At 60.6% G+C, this 16449-nt stretch carries 14 protein-coding genes; 11 read left to right on the top strand and 3 right to left on the bottom strand.

All coding sequences use genetic code 11. The features are described 5' to 3' along the window. Positions 1–7 precede the first annotated feature (7 nt). The 6 genes from BUE38_RS16180 to BUE38_RS16155 all read left to right on the top strand — a co-directional run bounded on the left by BUE38_RS16180 (position 8) and on the right by BUE38_RS16155 (position 6573). The gene (locus BUE38_RS16180) at positions 8–1591 is read left to right on the top strand and encodes a sugar ABC transporter ATP-binding protein (protein WP_073436279.1); all 1584 of its coding nucleotides are present in this window, start codon (positions 8–10) and stop codon (positions 1589–1591) included. Continuing rightward, positions 1588–2586 carry an ABC transporter permease gene (locus tag BUE38_RS16175; RefSeq protein WP_073436278.1) on the top strand — a complete coding sequence of 333 codons (999 nt, stop codon included), beginning with the start codon at positions 1588–1590 and terminating at the stop codon, positions 2584–2586. The genes BUE38_RS16180 and BUE38_RS16175 overlap by 4 nt, the downstream gene beginning before the upstream one ends. Position 2587: 1 nt before the next feature. Continuing rightward, positions 2588–3565 carry an ABC transporter permease gene (locus tag BUE38_RS16170; protein ID WP_073436277.1) on the top strand — a complete coding sequence of 326 codons (978 nt, stop codon included), beginning with the start codon at positions 2588–2590 and terminating at the stop codon, positions 3563–3565. Between the two features lie 5 nt (positions 3566–3570). Then, positions 3571–4695: a mandelate racemase/muconate lactonizing enzyme family protein gene (locus tag BUE38_RS16165; protein ID WP_073436276.1), complete on the top strand. Its 1125-nt coding sequence runs from the start codon at positions 3571–3573 to the stop codon at positions 4693–4695. Between the two features lie 78 nt (positions 4696–4773). Then, positions 4774–5805 (top strand): zinc-dependent alcohol dehydrogenase, encoded by a 1032-nt coding sequence (locus BUE38_RS16160; RefSeq protein ID WP_073436275.1) that lies wholly within the window; start codon positions 4774–4776, stop codon positions 5803–5805. A gap of 3 nt (positions 5806–5808) precedes the next feature. Then, a complete protein-coding gene (locus BUE38_RS16155) occupies positions 5809–6573 on the top strand; it encodes an SDR family oxidoreductase (RefSeq protein WP_073436274.1) in 765 nt (254 codons plus the stop codon). Between the two features lie 77 nt (positions 6574–6650). Here BUE38_RS16155 and BUE38_RS16150 read toward each other — a convergent pair whose 3' ends face one another. Further along, positions 6651–7829, bottom strand: a complete 1179-nt coding sequence (locus BUE38_RS16150) for a tyrosine-type recombinase/integrase (protein ID WP_073436273.1) — start codon at positions 7827–7829, stop codon at positions 6651–6653. A 209-nt stretch (positions 7830–8038) separates the two neighbouring features. Here BUE38_RS16150 and BUE38_RS16145 point away from each other — a divergent pair, with 209 nt between their 5' ends. The 3 genes from BUE38_RS16145 (at position 8039) to BUE38_RS16140 (ending at position 10052) form a co-directional block, all read left to right on the top strand. Next, positions 8039–8443 (top strand): hypothetical protein, encoded by a 405-nt coding sequence (locus BUE38_RS16145; protein ID WP_073436272.1) that lies wholly within the window; start codon positions 8039–8041, stop codon positions 8441–8443. After that, on the top strand, positions 8443–8586 hold the full coding sequence (locus BUE38_RS23005) for a hypothetical protein (RefSeq protein ID WP_159438903.1): 144 nt from the start codon (positions 8443–8445) through the stop codon (positions 8584–8586). The genes BUE38_RS16145 and BUE38_RS23005 overlap by 1 nt, the downstream gene beginning before the upstream one ends. Positions 8587–9020: 434 nt before the next feature. Continuing rightward, complete coding sequence (locus BUE38_RS16140; protein WP_073436271.1) at positions 9021–10052, top strand: DNA-binding protein; 1032 nt, start codon at positions 9021–9023, stop codon at positions 10050–10052. Positions 10053–10101: 49 nt separating this feature from the next. Here BUE38_RS16140 and BUE38_RS16135 read toward each other — a convergent pair whose 3' ends face one another. After that, positions 10102–10542 carry a VOC family protein gene (locus tag BUE38_RS16135; RefSeq protein WP_073436270.1) on the bottom strand — a complete coding sequence of 147 codons (441 nt, stop codon included), beginning with the start codon at positions 10540–10542 and terminating at the stop codon, positions 10102–10104. A 265-nt stretch (positions 10543–10807) separates the two neighbouring features. Between BUE38_RS16135 and BUE38_RS16130 the strand changes: the two genes are divergently transcribed. Next, positions 10808–11650 (top strand): phosphodiesterase, encoded by an 843-nt coding sequence (locus BUE38_RS16130; protein ID WP_073436269.1) that lies wholly within the window; start codon positions 10808–10810, stop codon positions 11648–11650. Positions 11651–11746: 96 nt separating this feature from the next. On the opposite strand, the gene nfuA is transcribed toward BUE38_RS16130, so the two are convergent. Then, positions 11747–12337, bottom strand: a complete 591-nt coding sequence (gene nfuA / locus BUE38_RS16125; protein ID WP_143166367.1) for a Fe-S biogenesis protein NfuA — start codon at positions 12335–12337, stop codon at positions 11747–11749. Between the two features lie 342 nt (positions 12338–12679). Here nfuA and metH point away from each other — a divergent pair, with 342 nt between their 5' ends. Next, positions 12680–16381: a methionine synthase gene (metH, locus tag BUE38_RS16120; RefSeq protein WP_073436267.1), complete on the top strand. Its 3702-nt coding sequence runs from the start codon at positions 12680–12682 to the stop codon at positions 16379–16381. The last annotated feature ends 68 nt before the right edge of the window (positions 16382–16449 follow it).

The following is a 16449-nucleotide window of genomic DNA, read 5'->3' as shown; positions in this document are numbered from 1 at the left end:
GCAAGCGATGCAGCCACTTCTCAATATCCAGGGCGTCCACAAGCAGTTCGGCAAGACCCTCGCCCTTGAAGATGCAAGATTGACCATCCAGCGCGGTGAAGTACATGCCCTGATTGGCCAGAACGGCGCGGGCAAGTCAACGTTGATCAAGGTGCTGACCGGTGTTCACCAGCGAGACGGCGGTGACATTACCTTCAATGGTCAGCCCTGCCAGTTCTCACGCCCAGCTCAGGCACAGGACGCGGGTATCGCGACCATCTATCAGGAACTGAATCTCGTCGGCCTGCGCAGCGTGACCGAAAACATCGTCATGGGACGCGAACCCCGCCGCCTTGGCGGCTTCATCGACTGGAAACTCGCCCACCAGCAGGCCAGTGAGATTCTCGCTGGACTCGGCGTCAATATCGATGTGCGTCGCCCGCTGGAGGAGTATTCCACCGCCATCCAGCAACTGGTCGCCATTGCTCGTGCGGTCTCGCGTGACGCCATGCTGGTGATCATGGACGAGCCAACCAGCTCACTGGATGAATCCGAAGTGCTGCAGCTCTTCGAAGTCATTCGACGACTCCAGCAGCGCGGTACAGCGGTGCTCTATGTTTCCCACTTCCTCGACGAGCTGTTCGAGATCTGCAACCACGTCACCATCATGCGTAACGGTGCCTGGGTAGCGGACCATGCCATCAGCGACATCCGCAAAGCGGTACTCGTCGCTGACATGCTGGGCAAGGATGTCAGCGATATCGAAACCCATGGCAGTACCGATTTCGGCGGTGAGCTTGAACCGGCAGGCGAACTGCTCTTCGAGGCAAGAGATATCGCCACCCGTCGACACCTGCGCAGCGCCAGTCTGGAAGTGCATCGCGGCGAGATCGTTGGCCTGGCCGGACTGCTCGGCTCCGGTCGCACCGAAGTGGCGCGTGCCGTATTCGGCATGGATGCCCTGAGCGACGGACAGATGAGCCTCGAAGGTGCCAGCTACCACCCGACCAATGCCAGTGCCGCCATTCGTCAAGGCATCGCTCTGCTGGCCGAAGACCGCAAACGCGAGGGTATCGTCGCCGACCTGAGCGTACGGGAGAACCTGACCCTGTCCATTCTCCCCTCGCTCTCCGCAGGTGTGCAGATCGACAGCGAGGCCGAACGCAAACTGGTTGAGCATTACATCGAGGCCCTGCAGATCAAGGTCTCGGATATGGACCAGCCCATTCGCGAGCTGTCCGGCGGTAACCAGCAGAAAGTCCTGCTGGCTCGCTGGCTGGCCACCGAACCCCAGTTGCTGATTCTCGACGAACCGACCCGAGGCGTGGACATCGGTGCTCGTCAGGAAATCCAGCGCATCATCCAGGACTATAGAGCCCAGGGTGGTGCAGTGCTGCTGATCAGTTCCGAATTCGAGGAGCTCATCGAGGGCGCGCACCGCGTGGTGGTGATGCACGAAGGCCGCTCCATCGACACGCTGAGCAACCCGGGCCTGACCGAGTCAACCCTCGTCGCAGCCCTGTCACGCGGCCAGCCTTCGACTTCCGGTGATGACCACAGAATGCAGGAGACATCCGCCCGGCCCAGTACTCCCAGGGAGACACAAGCATGAAGATCACGACTCCTACGGCTTCATCAGGAGCCACGACAGCTCCGTGGTCGCGGTATCGGTTGCGACACAGCGGGCCATTGATTGCCCTGCTGCTGCTGATCGGCTTCAACGCCCTGATCACTCCCAACTTCCTGTCCATGCAGACCCTCTCGGTGAACATCACTCAGGTGGCGACCATCGCCATCGTTGCCATGGGCATGACACTGGTCATCGCTACCGGCGGCATTGATCTGTCCGTGGGCGCGGTAATGGCTCTGGCGGGCGCTATCGTGCCACTGATCTTCCTGTCCTCCGCGGGCCAGAGCTTTCCTGTCCTGATGACACTGATCGCCGTCATGGCCGCCCTGGGCATCGCCATGATGTGTGGGCTGTTCAACGGCATGCTGGTCAGCCGCTTCGGCGTCCAGCCGATTGTTGCCACCTTGATCCTTTTCATCTCGGGACGCGGTCTCGCTCAGGTGCTGACCAACGGCAACCTGCAGACCTTCGACAACCCGATGTTCGAGTATCTGGGGTCCGGGCGACTGTTGGGCATTCCCATCCAGGGTTGGCTGGTCGTACTCCTGGCCGCCATAGCGGTATTCGTGGTGTCGCGCACTCGCTTCGGGCGCTATCTGCTTGCCAGCGGTGGCAACCCGCGCGCTGCGGAACTGGCCGGTGTTCCCGTGGCACGGGTCCGCATGATCGCCTATACCCTGTGTGCCCTGCTCGCCGGGCTCGCCGGAATGATCAGCGTAGCGATCAACTCCGCCTCCGATGCCGCACGCAACGGTCAGTTGATGGAACTCGATGCCATCGCTGCAGCAGTCGTCGGCGGCGCTCTGCTTCAGGGCGGACGAGCTCCCTTCATCGGTGTGGTCATCGGTGCTGCCATCATTCAACTGGTGCGCTATACCCTGCTCGCCAATGGCGTGCCCGATGAAGTCGCCCTGATCGTCAAGGCAGCGATCATCGTCGGCGCGGTCTACCTTCAGTCCCTGCGCGGAGGACATTGAGATGACAACTCTCGTTCGCAGGCATATCGCCGACCACGGGCAGAGCACTGGCGTGATGATCGGTGTGCTGCTGCTCATCCTGCTGGGCACTTTGCGCTATGACAATTTCGCCAGCCTCTACAACCTGACCTCCTTTCTCAACTACAACGCCATGTTCGTGCTGATCACCATGGGCATGTGTCTGGTGATCATGACCGGGGGCATCGACCTGTCAGTCGGCACAGTGGCGGCGCTGTCCTCGGTCACCGCCGCCGGCTTCAGCGCCTATGGCCTGGAGGTTGCGTTACCGGTTGGTGTGCTCACCGGGTTAGCCGTGGGAGCGCTCAATGCCTTCATGATCGTGATCATGCGCATTCCTCCCTTCATCGCTACCCTGGCAACGCTACTGGCAGCCAAGGGCACAGCACTGGTGATCAGCGATGCCCAGACCGTGCCGGTGGACTGGACCAGCAACTTCACCCAACTGGGCATGAACAGCGTGGCGGGTTGGCTGCCCTGGACCATGCTGTTGACGATGGTGGTCGGCATTGCCCTCTGGCTGCTGGTGGAGCATCGACCGCTGGGGCGCGTCATGCTCGCCGCTGGAGACAACGAGGATGCCACCAATTTGATGGGCCTTTCCTCGGGATGGGCCCGCGCCTGGGCCTACGTGATCTGCGGTGGCTGCGCCGGCCTGGCTGGCGTCTTCCTCGCCTCCGGGTTCGGCGCCGGCCAGCCCCTCGAGGGGCTTGGCTGGGAATTGACGGCCATTGCATCCGTCGTCGTAGGGGGCACCCTGCTCACCGGTGGTCGCGGCTCCATTCCCGCCAGCGTGGCCGGTGCTCTGATGCTGGGACTGATCTTCAACCTGCTCAATTTCGAGAACGGCCTCGGCACCTTCAACCTGAGTGCCTATTGGCAGATGGTGATCCGCGGCGTCTTCCTGTTCATCGTGATCCTTCTTCAAGTGAAGATCACCCGCCCTCTTGTCGGAGACTGAGACTCATGACACGGATTTCACACATTGACCTGCAGTTGTTCCGAATACCGCTCGATGAACCGCTGGGTGATGCAAAGCACGGGCTGCACACTCACTTCGAGCTGATCACTGCCACCATACGAACCTCGGACGGCCTCGAGGGAACGGGCTATACCTACACCGGTGGTCGGGGCGGCAAGGCCATTCTCGCCCTGCTCGAGCAGGATCTGGCGCCACTGCTTATCGAACGCGATGCCGAGGACATCGCTGCCCGTTACGACGAGATGCTGTGGCATGTGCACTATGTTGGTCGCGGCGGCATCGCCTCCTTTGCGATTTCTGCGTTGGATATTGCGCTCTGGGATCTGCGTGGCAAGCGTCTTGGCCAATCGCTGGTACAGATGGCTGGTGGCCACGACACTCGCTGCCAGGCTTACTGTGGTGGCGTTGACCTCAACTTTTCCCTGCCCCGCCTGTTGAGCAATGTCGAGGGCTACCTCGCCAGCGGCGTCGAAGCGGTCAAGATCAAGGTCGGTAAGCCGGATCTGAACGAGGACCTCGAACGGGCCAGTGCGGTTCGTGACCTGATCGGCAAGGACATCACCTTCATGGTCGATGCCAATTATGGTCTCAGTGTCGACCAGGCCATCAAGGCGGCCCAAGCCTTCATGCCTCTCGATCTATTGTGGTTCGAAGAGCCGATCATTCCCGATGACTACCTCGGCTATGCTCGTATTGCGAGAGAGACCGGAATGCCCCTGGCCATGGGTGAGAACCTTCACATCATCGAAGAGTTCGAGCACGCACTGCGCGATGCCTCGCTCTCCTGGCTGCAACCGGACGCTTCCAACTGCGGTGGCATCTCCGGCTGGCTCGCTGCGGCACAGCGTTGCCGACAGGCCGGCATTCCCGTCTGTAGTCATGGCATGCAGGAGCTTCATGTCAGCCTGGTGTCCGCGCAGCCCAATGCTGGATGGCTGGAGATCCATTCCTTCCCCATCGACCGTTACACCCAGCGGCCACTGGTGATCCGCGATGCCCGGGCCATTGCTCCCGAGGATCCCGGCATCGGGGTGAGTTTCGACTGGGAACGACTCGTAGACCACCGCACCAAACAGTATCAGGTATCCAGTAGTCTGCATGCGGCATGACACCCGGATGCCTGTGACACAACAGACATCACAAACCGTCTCCATGACACACCCCGAAACACAAGGACAAGGAACCCCATGAACAATCCTGCTGCTGTCTATCGCGGCGATGGCCGTTTCGAGATCGTCGACGAACCGGTCACGGCGCCCGGGCCTGGCGAAGTACGCCTCGAGATTGCCTTTTGTGGCATCTGTGGCACCGACCTGCATGCCTATCTCGGCCATATGGATGCCCGGATAGGCGATCAGCGCGTGCTCGGCCACGAGATGGCCGGTACCGTCGTTGAGGTGGGTGAAGGTGTCGCAGATCATCACTGCGGCGATCGCGTCGTGGTTCGCCCGCTGGACAACTGCGGCGACTGCCCAGCCTGCAACAACGACCTCTCCCATATCTGTCACAACCTCAAGTTCATGGGCATCGATACGGATGGTGCCCTCAAGCGTTTCTGGACGGTTCCCGCGAAGCTCCTGCATGCTCTGCCGGACAAGCTATCGCTGGCAGCCGCAGCGCTGGTCGAGCCCACTGCCGTAGCCGTACACGATGTTCGACGCGCGCGACTCAAAGCCGGTGAATGCGCTCTGGTCATCGGCGGCGGCCCCATCGGCACCCTGATTGCATTGACCGCAAAAGCCGAGGGAGCTGACGTTATCCTCAGCGAGATCAACCCCACGCGCATCCGCATGGCCAATGCCATGGGACTGGATGCGGTAAATCCGTTGGAGACGGACGTTGTGTCGCTGATCAATGAGCGCACCGGCAACAAGGGGGCTGACGTGGTGTTCGAGGTATCCGGCAGCCAGCCGGGCGTCGATCTCATGACCGAAGTCGCGGCCACCCGTGGACGCATCGTCATGGTAGCCATTCATGCCAGCCGCCCGCTGGTGGACCTGTTCCGTTTCTTCTGGCGCGAGCTGGAACTGATCGGAGCCCGTGTCTATGAGCCGGAAGATTTCGATCGTGCCCTCGATCTGCTGGGTTCCGGTGCCATCGATGTCGATGCCATCATTACCGATCAGCAGCCGCTGGAGCGCATCGGAGATGCCTTTGTCAGCCTGACCGGCAATGCCGAAGCACTCAAGACCTTGATCACCATCACTCCGGGAGAGTAATCCATGTCGATTCTGGACAACTTCAGCCTGGCGGGACGCACGGCCGTGGTCACCGGTGCGAGGCGAGGTATCGGGGGCGCCATTGCCGTGGCACTGGCCGAAGCAGGTGCCGATGTGATTGGTGTCAGTGCTGCCATGCCCGAAGATGGCGGCGATATCGGAGATGCCGTACGTGCAGCGGGACGGACCTTCACCGGGGTTCGCTGCGACTTCAGTGACCGTGACGCCGTGCAGGGACTCGCCGACCAGTTGGCGCAACAGCCCATTGATATTCTGTTCAACAACGCCGGCACCATCGAGCGTGCCCCTGCCGCCGAGCACTCCGATGAGCTCTGGGACCGGGTCATCGAGATCAACCTCTCGGCCCAGTTCGTGCTGACCCGCCAGATCGGTGCAGCAATGTGCCAGCGCGGTCATGGCAAGATCGTCTTCACCGCCTCGCTGCTGTCATTCCAGGGGGGAATCACGGTACCCGGGTATGCCGCCAGCAAGGGTGGCATCGCCCAGTTGACCAAGGCCTTCGCCAATGAGTGGGCCGGACGTGGCGTCAACGTCAATGCCATCGCGCCAGGCTACATCGCCACCGACAATACCGAGGCGCTGCGCCATGACGAGACCCGTTCTCGCGCTATTCTCGAACGCATCCCCGCTGCGCGCTGGGGCCAGCCCGAGGACTTCGCGGGTCCGGCAGTCTTCCTGGCCTCCTCGGCTTCCGACTATATGCACGGGAGCATCCTGACCGTCGACGGCGGCTGGATGGGACGCTAGATCGATACCCTGCCATTGCTGCTCTGGGACAATGCAACTCTGCACCCATGGTGACTCTGGAACAGGGCGAGACGGACTCACTCCGTCTCGCCCTCGTTGCCTCCCGACAGGCGGTGCCGAGATTGCTGGCGATGCCATTCCTCGTCTTCGGTATGCAGATAGCGCGCGGTGGTATCGAGGCGAGAATGACGTGCGGATTCCGCCAGATAACGCAGTTCGACTCCGGCCTGAGCCTGGTGAGTCAAGGCCGTATGGCGCAGCCAATGGGGCGTGGCCTGCCGCAGCCTGACAACAGACAGCGGGTCTCCTCCCTGCTGCTCCATGACATCGGCCGCCTCGGCAAGGGCCTGACGAATCAGACGATACAACTGGTTCGCTCCCAGCGGCGTTTTTCCATCCAGGCGCCGCAGCACGGGGCCATCGCTGTAACCTGGTGACTCGCCAGGGCCATAATGGCCACAGGCCTCCTGTATCAGTTGCATCATGTCCGGCGGCACCGGTATCTCGGCCAGCTTGCTTCCCTTGCCTACCACACGCCACCACCAACGTCCCTCACGCAGCATCAGATCACTGAGACGCGCCTCGCACATCTCCGATATTCGTGGTGCAAGAAGGTAAGCGAAGCCGAACACCAGGCGTCGACGCTGCCACAAAGTTCTGGACCTGGCTGACGCCTGTTCATTCAGTGGTCGATTGAGCCAGCTCCACAACCACTCCCAAAGCGGACGCTCCAGATAGCGTTCGACTCGGGCACTGCGCCGGTTGTCGAGGCGTCTGCGCTTGTCGCGCATAAGACGGAATGGATTATGTGTCAGCCATCCCGCTTCCAGCAGCCAACTGACCATGCCCTGCAGAATGACCAGGCTCTGGCGTCGACTGGCTGGCGCCAGCGGCCCACGAAAAGGTCGCCATCCGGGATGATGGCGCGGCTTCACCGGACCAATCCAGAGTTCCCGAGGTTGCGGGTCGGCGAGAAAGGCCTCGAATTCATCAAGGTGTGGACGGCGCAATTCACACAGCCGCATACCCCGAACATCCAACCACAGCAGCAGACGCTCCGCTTCACGTCGATAACTGCGTTGTGTTTGGGGACTCCCACGATATTCCTGCAGCCAGGCCGCCACCGCCTCGGCGTCACTGTTGGCCAGGATCGCCGCCTCGAATGGTATCAGTGCACGGGAGGTGCCCACGCCCGACGGCTCATCCAGCGTCAGCAGCGGTGCAGGCACAACGGGGGCGGATGGACTTCGAGACATCGGCTTCCTGGCAACGGGAAAGGGACAATGAACATGGTGACAACATCAGTGGTGACGAGTATACCGGCAACAAGAGCCGGAGAACCAAGGCCCTGGCTGCCCTTGCTACCAAACCTGGCGCATCCATCTGCACACCAACAGGTGGAAACAGCTACCTTGATATAGAACCGACGGCGCACTGCGCTCCCTCAACATTGCAGAGAGCAAGGATGTCCCACCCCAAGGATTCCCACGACAGACAGCTGGATGAGCTCAAGAGCGAACTGGTTCGCTTCATCGAGGCGCGCTCCACTGCGGCCCCCCAGTCACGCGAGGCAGGCTCCCTACGTACCAACACACTGACCGAGCAGGAACTGGAGAGATTCACCGAGCACCTGGCCGCCAGACGCAAGGCCCGGCACGCCGCAGCCCTCAACAATCTACTGGACCTCGCCGACCGGGCAGGCACCACAGTGGGTTCGTTATCGCTGATTGCTCTGTTCTTTGCCGACAAGACCACCGACACCCTGCTGGTGGCGAGCACATCGAAACCGCTATGGGGCGCTATCCTTGGCTTTCTGCTGGCAGTAGTCGCGTCCTGGTGCAAGGCTCCCCTCACATGGAGGAACAACTGATGGCGTTCTATATCATTCTGGCAGCCATGACGCTTTTTACCGCAGCCATTGGCTTCGCGGCCTGGCGCCTGGACAGGTCGTACCAATCTGACGTCAAGGAACTGCGCAGGTTTGCCCACCAGTACCTCGATAATCGGCGCTGAGCTCCTCCCGCCTTCACTCTTCGCCCCCGTCTACCAGCAAGGCCTTACCATCGTGTAGGGCCTTGCTGTATCTGATACAGCAACATTACAGCCCTCCCTACCCTACGTTCAGGCCTCTCTGATGGCACCAATGCCCATGAACACTGGCCTCTATCTTCATCAGCAGTACACGAAATTAATCAAGATAATGCGCGTAATCTTGATTTTATTTTATATTTCATTAATAAAATTACGTATATATTCTTTATGTAATTACGCAAAAAGATCTATAATCTGATGACGCTCGACATAGGCCGAGACATAAAGCCATCGTTACAAGCCCGCTGGATCAACATCAGCAGAGAACGAATCATCGCGGGGCATGGCATCCCGGTGCGGAGTTCGGGCATCATCTGTGCAGGCACGACCAGTTTGTGCCGTTCAAGGAGAGATTCATGGCCCGGACCGGGATTACGTTCGAAGATGTTCAGCGCGCCGTTGACAGCCTGTTGCAGCGACAGGAAACGCCGAGCGTGCAGAAGGTGCGCGAGATCCTCGGCACCGGCAGCTACACCACCATCAGCGACCATCTGCGCGAATGGCGTGCACGCCGTGAGGAGCGCCGCGATGTGCCGCCCCCTCAGGGCATGCCTGCAGAACTGCAGCAACTGGCCGAGGAACTATGGCGTCAGGCGCAGCAAGCAGCTTCCGAGAACCTCAGCCACTACCGCGAGGAAGCGGACCGCCAGGTGGAGTCCGCACAGGACCGCGTGGCTGAAGCCCTGCGTCGTGCGGAGGACGCCGAGCAACGTGAGTCCGCCCTCGCCGCTCACCTGAGCAGCACAGAGCAGCGCCTGCAGCAATGCAGTGCAGAAGGCGCCCGCATGGAAGCCGCCGCTCAGAATCTCGAGCAGCAGGCGGAAAAGGAGCGCAAGCGTGCAGTGCAGCTGGAGGATCAGTTGTCTCGCCTGCAACAGGACAATGAGCGCCAGGCCTCTCAGTACCAGGCCAGCCTGGCGAAACAGGAAGAGGAGCAGCGCGAACGCCTGCACCAGGAAGAGCAGCGACACGAAGCCGCCGAGGCAAGATTGATGGCGATGCTGGATGACGCCCGCCAGGAACGTCAGGCACTGGAGAAGGCTCACGCCCAGCGCCTGAAACAGGCCGAACACCGTCAGGATGCCCTGCTGCAACAGCTACAGAGTGCCCGCAGCGATCTGGCCGATGAGGAAAAGCGCCACCGCGAAACCCAGACGGCTCGATCGCGCGCCGAGGAAAACGCTCGCGCCCGTGGTCACGAGATCGACCTGCTCAACGAACGGCTGGAAGAGCAGCGTCGCCTGATGGCCGCTCAGTCAGATCGACTCAATGTCCTCGAAGCACGACTGGACGAGAAACTCTGGACCCTGACCGGCACCTCGCCCAGGGATCAGGACGGTACGCCCGACGATGAGGATGACAAGGACGAACCCCGAGCGGACACCTGAGCCAGGCACTCGCCACCCCATTCCTGTCGAAATGTGCTCCGGAGTTCCTTCAGCCAGGCTCTGGCAGTGTCAGCGAACCATCATCCTCCAACGGCCAGAACGGATTGGCGGCAATTTCCCAGACATGGCCGTCCGGGTCAGCAAGATACCCCGAATAGCCGCCCCAGAAGGCCTTCTCGGGCGGCTTGAGGCAATTTGCTCCTGCCGCCATGGCAGCAGCAAAGACGGCGTCCACTTCCGCCTCATCAGCGCAGTTCTGGGCCAGGCTCATCGCTCCGGTTCCCAGCTCGACTTCGGGGCGCCCCTGATCAGCAGCAAGCTCTGCCTTGCCGAACAACGCCAGCGCAGCGCCATGCATCTGGAAGAACGCAATCCCCGGCTGGGACTCGGGGTGCGGCTGCCACCCCCAGTTTCGGTAGAATTCCATGGCTCGCTGCAGGTCGGTCACACCGAGGGTAATCAATGTCACTCGCTGTCGTGGATATGCCATGAGCCCCTCCTGCCACGTATTCAAGTAAGCATCATTCAAGCACAAGAGTCAGCCCACCAACTATCCTCCTCGCAGATGCCCCTCTTTCCCTCCGACATTTACGGCTCTACCTGACCCGTCACCCTGACGACCTGGAATCTTCACGCCACTGTCACCCTGTATCGCCATCATCGCTCTCGGTGTACCACGCTCCCCAGCCGAGCGAAACGGTCGACGTCAATATCGACCCACAGACCTTCTGATGATGACGGGAGAGGCCGCCTGAATGTCGGGATTCATCCAGCTTACCGATACCCACATCGTTGCTGAAGGTCAGCTCGCCTATGGCCGATCGGAAACAGCGGGACCTCTCCGTCAGGCTATCGCCACCCTCAATGACCAGCTACCTGCCATCACCGAGGTGGAGTGTGTGATTGTCACCGGCGATCTCACCGACCACGGCAGTGAGCAGGAGTACAAACGCTTCCGCTACATCATGGATGTTCTGGCGCTACCTTACCTGGTACTGCCGGGAAATCACGATCACCGCGAGCGCCTGCGAGCCACCTTCGCGGACTGTGCCTGGATGCCGCACCATGGCCCGATCCAGTGGCGTCGTGATTTCAGCGGCTTCTGTGTCATCGGACTGGATACGCTGGTCGAAGGCGAACACTACGGCATGATCGATGCTGACGGCCTTGCCTTTCTCGACAACAACCTGGCCGAGCTTGGCAAGACACCGGTGATTGTTGCCACTCACCATCCCTGGCTGCATAGCGGCATCCAGGCCATGGATGACAACAACCTACGCAATGGGCAGCAGTTGATGGAGAGACTGGAGGCCTACCCAGGCCCGGCACGAATGATTTCCGGTCATGTCCATCGGGCCCTGACCACCCAGATCGGCAACGTTCTCTGCCAGGTATCGCCGAGCACCTGCCACGCGGTTCATCTCGATCAGCGGGCGGACAGCGCCAATTCGCTGGTCATGGAACCAGGCGCGATGACGCTGTATCAGTTTCGCAAGTCTCAGCAGACCATCGTGTCCAACCAGATGGCCATCAGCCAGTTCGAAGGCCCCTGGCCCTTTGAGCAGGAAGACGCTCGGGTGATCGCAACACCGGCTTGAGCGGACGCTCGGCTGGAAGGAAGTACGCCGGGATACCGCTGGCTACAGCGGTATCCCGGCGTCCGGTGTTGCACTACCGATGTCGACGGCCCCGGGTCAGCGGTAATAGGCGTTGCTGGTATCCGTATGGTCGGTGACATCGCGAATTCCCGCCAGCTCCGGAATACGCTCCATCAGTGTCTTCTCGACACCTTCCTTGAGCGTAAGGTCAACGGCAGCACAGCCCTGACAACCGCCACCGAAGGCCAGCACGGCAATCTGATCCTCGGTCATCTGAACCAGCTTGATCTCGCCACCATGGGCAGCCAACCCGGGGTTGATCTCGCTGTAGAGTACATAGTTGATGCGGTCCTCCAGCGGACTGTCAGCGTTGACCTTGGGCATCTTGGCGTTGGGCGCCTTGATGGTCAGTTGCCCGCCCATGCGGTCGGCATTGAAGTCGACCACCGCTTCTTCCAGGAAGGGAATGCTATTGGCATCGAGATGGACGGAAATCTTCTCGAGCTCCAGGCGCTCGTCGCTGGGCTCTTCCTCGCCGGGACGACAGTAGGCCAGACAGGTCTCGGCGTAGGGTGTTCCCGGCTGTGTAATGAAGATACGCACCGCAATGCCCTCGACTCCCTGCTTCTCGAGCAGCTCGGCCAGGTAATCCTGTGCGCTATCAGTAATCTGGATACTATCGCTCATGAGTCTCTCACTACTGTCTGGGCCCGTCGGCATATCGCCGCTGTTACCGCTACGGTCTATTTCCTGTCATGGTAAGCGACCACATGGCGGGATACAATCCCGAGCAATTTAGTCGGGTATAGCTTTCCCCTGCCGCCCGCCGCACCAGTTTGATAATATATAGGCCCTTGCGACACCACCTTCATGCCAGGACACGGAAGTATATCAGTAATGACTGTCGCATTTGGACGTCAGTGGCTCATTCCTCATGTGAGTGCAGACACTGGCCGATACAATAGCTGTTACGCATAACAACCTTAACGCCGACCTGACGTTAGCGCTTTGCTGGAGACCCCTCTTCCCATGGTAGCTGTTGCCACAGACCAGACCGCCCGCCTGACCGAAAGCCTCAAACAGCGCATCCTGATGCTGGATGGTGGCATGGGGACGATGTTGCAGAATGCCTCACTGAGCGAGGAAGATTTTCGCGGCGATCGTTTCCGCGACTGGCCCAGCGACCTCAAGGGCAACAACGACCTGCTGGCGTTGACCTGCCCGGAGCTGGTATCGCGCATTCATCGCGACTACCTCGAGGCCGGCGCCGATATCATCGAGACCAACACCTTCAACGCCACCCGACTGTCCCAGTCCGACTATGGCATGGAGGAACTGGTCGCCGAACTCAACCGTGAGGCCGCGCGTCTGGCGCGAGAGGTCTGTGACGCAGTCGGAGAGGAAACCGGCATTCCACGTTATGTCGCTGGGGTGCTTGGTCCTACGTCGCGCACCGCCTCGCTGTCACCGGATGTCAATGACCCGGCGAATCGCAACGTGACCTTCGACGAGCTGCGTGACAACTATCGAGAGTCGGCGTTAGCGCTGATCGATGGCGGTGCCGATCTGATCATGATCGAGACCATCTTCGATACGCTCAATGCCAAGGCAGCCATCTACGCCCTTGAGGAGATCTTCGACGAGACCGGCATACGCCTGCCGGTGATGATCTCCGGGACCATCACCGATGCCTCCGGCCGTACCCTGTCCGGCCAGACCACCGAGGCCTTCTGGAATTCCGTGCGCCACGCCCGGCCCTTGTCTGTCGGCCTCAACTGCGCCCTGGGCGCGGAGGAGCTGCGCCCCTACGTGGAAGAGCTCTCCAACAAGGCAGACACCTTTGTTTCCGCGCACCCCAATGCCGGCTTGCCCAACGAATTCGGCGAGTACGATCAAACGCCGGAGGAAATGGCCGAGATCGTTGCCGACTTTGCCCGCAGTGGTCTGGTCAACATCATCGGTGGTTGCTGCGGGTCGACACCAGAGCACATCGCTGCCATCCATGCTGCCATTCAGGAACTGCCTCCGCGAGCATTGCCCGAACGCCCCATGGCCTGTCGACTGTCCGGCCTGGAACCCTTCAACATCGAGAAGGGGTCGCTGTTCGTCAACGTCGGCGAGCGAACCAATGTCACCGGGTCTGCGCGCTTCAAGCGGTTGATCAAGGAAGAGGACTTCACCACTGCCCTGGAAGTGGCACTCGAGCAGGTCGAGAATGGCGCCCAGGTCATCGACATCAACATGGACGAAGGCATGCTGGAGTCACAGGAAGCCATGGTGCGCTTCCTGAACCTGATTGCCGGCGAGCCGGATATTGCTCGTGTCCCGATCATGGTTGACTCGTCCAAGTGGGACATCATCGAGGCCGGCCTGAAATGCGTGCAGGGCAAGGCCATTGTCAACTCGATCTCACTCAAGGAGGGCGAGGACTCCTTCCGTCACCAGGCGACCGAGTGTCGCCGACACGGTGCTGCGGTTGTGGTCATGGCTTTTGACGAGAGCGGCCAGGCCGATACCTTCGCGCGCAAGACAGAGATCTGTCAGCGCGCCTATCAGGTACTGGTCGACGAGATCGGTTTTCCGCCGGAAGACATCATCTTCGACCCCAACATCTTTGCCATCGGCACCGGCATCGAGGAACACGACAACTACGCGGTGGACTTCATCGAGGCCACGCGCTGGATCACTGAGCACCTGCCCCACGCCATGGTCTCCGGTGGTGTCTCCAACGTGTCCTTCTCGTTCCGCGGCAACAACCCGGTTCGCGAGGCCATTCACTCGGTCTTTCTCTATCATGCCATTCGCGCCGGCATGACCATGGGCATCGTCAATGCCGGACAGCTGGCTGTCTATGACGATCTGCCGGAAGAACTGCGCGAGGCCGTAGAGGACGTGGTTCTCAACCGTCGCAGCGACAGCACCGAGCGCCTACTCGAGATCGCGGATCGCTACAAGGGCGACGGTAGCACCGCCGAGCGCAAGGAAGATCTCGAGTGGCGTAGTTGGGAGGTCGAGAAACGCATTGCTCACGCGCTGGTCAAGGGCATCACCAGCTTCATCGAGGAAGATACGGAGCTGGCTCGTCAGCGTGCCGCTCGCCCCATCGAGGTCATAGAGGGGCCGCTGATGGACGGGATGAACATCGTCGGTGACCTGTTCGGTGCCGGCAAGATGTTCCTGCCCCAGGTGGTCAAATCGGCCCGGGTCATGAAGCAGGCAGTTGCCTATCTGATTCCCTTTATCGAGGCCGAGAAGAGCGAGGACAGCCAGACCAAGGGCAAGATTGTCATGGCCACGGTCAAGGGCGATGTGCACGATATCGGCAAGAACATCGTCGGCGTGGTGCTCCAATGCAACAACTACGAGGTCATCGACCTGGGCGTGATGGTGCCAGCAGAGAAGATCCTGCAGACTGCCCGCGACGAGAAGGCCGACCTGATTGGGTTGTCAGGCCTGATCACCCCTTCTCTCGACGAGATGGTGCATGTGGCGAAGGAAATGCAGCGCCAGGGATATACCCTGCCGCTGCTGATCGGCGGTGCCACCACCTCCAAGGCACATACGGCAGTCAAGATCGAGCCACAGTACGAACAGCCTGTGATCTATGTCACCGATGCTTCGCGCGCGGTCGGCGTGGCCAGCCGCCTGCTGTCCCCCACACTCAAGCCCGAGTTCATCGCCGACATCCGCGAGGAGTACATCAAGGTCCGTGAGCGCAACGCCAGGCGTCGCCCCAAGGCGGCGGACCTGGATTACGCCAGTGCCTGTGAACGCAAGCCGCTGCTGGAGTGGGAAGGCTATACACCGCCTGCGCCAACCTTCACCGGCCTCAAGGCCTTCGACAACTACGATCTGAACTCCCTGATCGAGCGTATCGACTGGACCCCCTTCTTTATGAGCTGGGAGCTGGCCGGCAAGTTTCCGAAGATTCTCGACGACAAGGTGGTCGGTGAGGCGGCACGCAACCTGTATGCCGATGCCCAGGCCATGCTCAAGCAACTGGTCGACGAGAAACGCATTCAGGCACGTGGCGTCATCGGCATGTGGCCGGCCAACACCGTTGACCATGATGTGATCGAGGTCTATGCCGACGACTCCCGTCAGCAGGTAGTCGAGCGCCTCCATCATATCCGTCAGCAGACCACGAAGAACCGCGAAGGCGTCTGCTACAGCCTCGCCGATTTCATCGCACCAAAGGACAGTGGCAAGGCCGACTGGATCGGTGGTTTTGCCGTCACCGCTGGGCACGGCGTCGAGGAGCTCTCGTCGCAGTACAAGGCACGCGGCGACGACTACAACGCCATCATGGTCCAGGCGCTGGCCGACCGCCTGGCCGAAGCCTTCGCCGAACACATGCATGAGCGCGTGCGCCGTGAGTTCTGGGGCTATGTGCCGGAAGAGAGTCTCGACAATGACGCTCTGATCGCCGAGAAGTACCAGGGCATCCGTCCGGCGCCGGGGTATCCAGCCTGCCCGGATCATACCGAGAAGGCGACGCTGTTCCGCATGCTTGATGCCTCCCGTCATACGGGCCTGGAACTGACTGAGAGCTTCGCCATGTGGCCGGCCGCTGCAGTATCCGGTTGGTACTTCTCGCATCCGAAGTCGAAGTACTTCTCCACCGGCAAGATCACCCGCGACCAGGTCGAGCGTCTCGCTGAACGCAAGGGTCGTGAGTTCGAGGACATGGAGCGTTGGCTGTCTCCTGTCCTGTCCTATGATCCGGCATGACGGTGGTCTCACGTACGGCATGACATCCCCGCATTTCCAGCAACAGATGCCTGCGTTGCGCTTCCGAC

Source organism: Halomonas cupida (genome assembly GCF_900142755.1).
Classification (GTDB): domain Bacteria; phylum Pseudomonadota; class Gammaproteobacteria; order Pseudomonadales; family Halomonadaceae; genus Halomonas; species Halomonas cupida.
This window is presented reverse-complemented; position numbering and strand designations above follow the sequence as displayed.

Excerpts from the sequence above, each read along its gene's own strand:
- BUE38_RS16180 (WP_073436279.1), top strand. The coding sequence starts at position 8 with ATGCAGCCACTTCTCAATATCCAGGGCGTCCACAAGCAGTTCGGCAAG.
- BUE38_RS16175 (WP_073436278.1), top strand. The coding sequence starts at position 1,588 with ATGAAGATCACGACTCCTACGGCTTCATCAGGAGCCACGACAGCTCCG.
- BUE38_RS16170 (WP_073436277.1), top strand. The coding sequence starts at position 2,588 with ATGACAACTCTCGTTCGCAGGCATATCGCCGACCACGGGCAGAGCACT.
- BUE38_RS16165 (WP_073436276.1), top strand. The coding sequence starts at position 3,571 with ATGACACGGATTTCACACATTGACCTGCAGTTGTTCCGAATACCGCTC.
- BUE38_RS16160 (WP_073436275.1), top strand. The coding sequence starts at position 4,774 with ATGAACAATCCTGCTGCTGTCTATCGCGGCGATGGCCGTTTCGAGATC.
- BUE38_RS16155 (WP_073436274.1), top strand. The coding sequence starts at position 5,809 with ATGTCGATTCTGGACAACTTCAGCCTGGCGGGACGCACGGCCGTGGTC.
- BUE38_RS16150 (WP_073436273.1), bottom strand. The coding sequence starts at position 7,829 with ATGTCTCGAAGTCCATCCGCCCCCGTTGTGCCTGCACCGCTGCTGACG.
- BUE38_RS16145 (WP_073436272.1), top strand. The coding sequence starts at position 8,039 with ATGTCCCACCCCAAGGATTCCCACGACAGACAGCTGGATGAGCTCAAG.
- BUE38_RS23005 (WP_159438903.1), top strand. The coding sequence starts at position 8,443 with ATGGCGTTCTATATCATTCTGGCAGCCATGACGCTTTTTACCGCAGCC.
- BUE38_RS16140 (WP_073436271.1), top strand. The coding sequence starts at position 9,021 with ATGGCCCGGACCGGGATTACGTTCGAAGATGTTCAGCGCGCCGTTGAC.
- BUE38_RS16135 (WP_073436270.1), bottom strand. The coding sequence starts at position 10,542 with ATGGCATATCCACGACAGCGAGTGACATTGATTACCCTCGGTGTGACC.
- BUE38_RS16130 (WP_073436269.1), top strand. The coding sequence starts at position 10,808 with ATGTCGGGATTCATCCAGCTTACCGATACCCACATCGTTGCTGAAGGT.
- nfuA (WP_143166367.1), bottom strand. The coding sequence starts at position 12,337 with ATGAGCGATAGTATCCAGATTACTGATAGCGCACAGGATTACCTGGCC.
- metH (WP_073436267.1), top strand. The coding sequence starts at position 12,680 with ATGGTAGCTGTTGCCACAGACCAGACCGCCCGCCTGACCGAAAGCCTC.